This window comes from Actinotalea ferrariae CF5-4 (assembly GCF_000603945.1).
Lineage (GTDB): Bacteria > Actinomycetota > Actinomycetes > Actinomycetales > Cellulomonadaceae > Actinotalea > Actinotalea ferrariae.
In genome coordinates this window covers 1-1,517 of record NZ_AXCW01000277.1, presented here as the reverse complement: position 1 = coordinate 1,517, position 1,517 = coordinate 1, and the positions used below count along the sequence as shown (strand labels likewise).

2 protein-coding genes are annotated in these 1,517 nt (G+C 74.8%); one reads left to right on the top strand and one right to left on the bottom strand.

Going from position 1 to position 1,517, the window contains the following annotated elements; all coding sequences use genetic code 11:
• A partial coding sequence (locus N866_RS16215; RefSeq protein ID WP_034228295.1) for an SDR family NAD(P)-dependent oxidoreductase occupies positions 1 to 458 on the bottom strand: 458 nt, incomplete at its 3' end.
• 55 nt (positions 459 to 513) lie between these two features.
• Here N866_RS16215 and N866_RS20100 point away from each other — a divergent pair.
• Positions 514 to 1,323, top strand: a complete 810-nt coding sequence (locus N866_RS20100) for an exodeoxyribonuclease III (protein ID WP_052023161.1) — start codon at positions 514 to 516, stop codon at positions 1,321 to 1,323.
• Positions 1,324 to 1,517 lie beyond the last annotated feature (194 nt).

Genomic DNA, 1,517 nt, shown 5'->3' with positions numbered 1-1,517 from the left:
GCCTTGTGCGCCGAGTACGTGCCCATGGTCGTGTACGCGGCGACGGAGGAGACGTTGAGGACCGCACCGCGCCCGCGCGGCACCATCGCGTTGACCGCGGCGTGGCTGAGGACCATGAGGGCCCGCACCATGACCTCGAGCCCGTGGTCCTGCACGTCGACGTCCCCGCCGACGAACTTCTGCTTGAGCCCGAAGCCGGCGTTGTTGACGAGCAGGCCGACGGGGCGCTCGGCGGACCGGAGACGCTCCGCGACGCGGTCGACGTCGGCGCGCACCGACAGGTCGGCCGGCAGCACCTCGACGTGGACGCCCGCGGCCGCGTGGAGCTGACCGGCGAGGCGCTCGAGCCGCTCCCGGTCCCGCGCGACGAGGACGAGGTCGTGCCGAGCCGTGGCGAGCTGCCAGGCGAACTCCAGGCCCAGGCCCGCGCTCGCTCCGGTGATCAGTGCGGTACCCATGCGGCCCAGCCTACGGGTGGGTCGGTGTCGGCGGCGGCGGGTAGCGTCCCGGCCCATGCGGATCGCGACGTGGAACGTGAACTCGGTGCGGGCGCGGGCGGACCGCGTGGTGGCCTGGCTCGAGCGGTCGGGGACGGACGTGCTCGCGATGCAGGAGACCAAGTGCCGCGACGAGCAGTTCCCGTACGCGGTGCTCGAGGCGGCCGGGTACGAGGTCGCCCACGTCGGCACGACCCAGTGGAACGGCGTCGCCATCGCGTCCCGCGTCGGGCTGGCCGACGTCGAGGCGGGCTTCCCCGGTCAGCCCGCCTACGGCGAGGAGGAGGCCGTGGTCGAGGCGCGCGCCCTCGGTGCCACGTGCGCGGGGGTGCGGGTGTGGAGCCTCTACGTCCCCCACGGCCGGGACCCGGGTCACCCCCACTACACCTACAAGCTCGCCTGGCTCGAGGGGCTGCGTGCCGCGGCGGGTAGCTGGCTCGAGGCGGGGACCGGCGACCCGGAGGCGCAGATCGCCCTCGTCGGGGACTGGAACGTCATCCCGTACGACACCGACGTCTACGACGCGGCGGCCTTCGCCGGCCACACGCACGTGACCGAGCCCGAGCGGCGGGCATTCTTCGCGTTCGGGGACGCCGGGTACACCGAGGTGTCGCGGCGCCACGTGCCCCAGGAGGGGGCGTACACGTACTGGGACTACCAGCAGCTCTGCTTCCCCAAGAACAAGGGGCTGCGGATCGACTTCGCCTGGGCCTCCCCCGCTCTCGCCGCCCGGGTGACGGGCGCGTCGATCGACCGGGAGGAGCGCAAGGGCAAGGGCGCGTCGGACCACGTCCCGGTCGTGCTCGACCTCGACGACCGACCCTGACCGACGCCGCCCCCCGCCCGCTAGCGTGGGCGCATGAGCTCGCAGGGGACCGCGTGGACGCCCGAACCGGTGCCGCCGGGGCCGGGCGTGGGTGCGGCACCGGCACCGGGTCCCGCACCGGCACCGGGTCCCGCACCGGTACCGCCGCCGGCACCCGTGCCGCCGCCGTGGTCCGCGCAGTCGGCCCCCTCGCC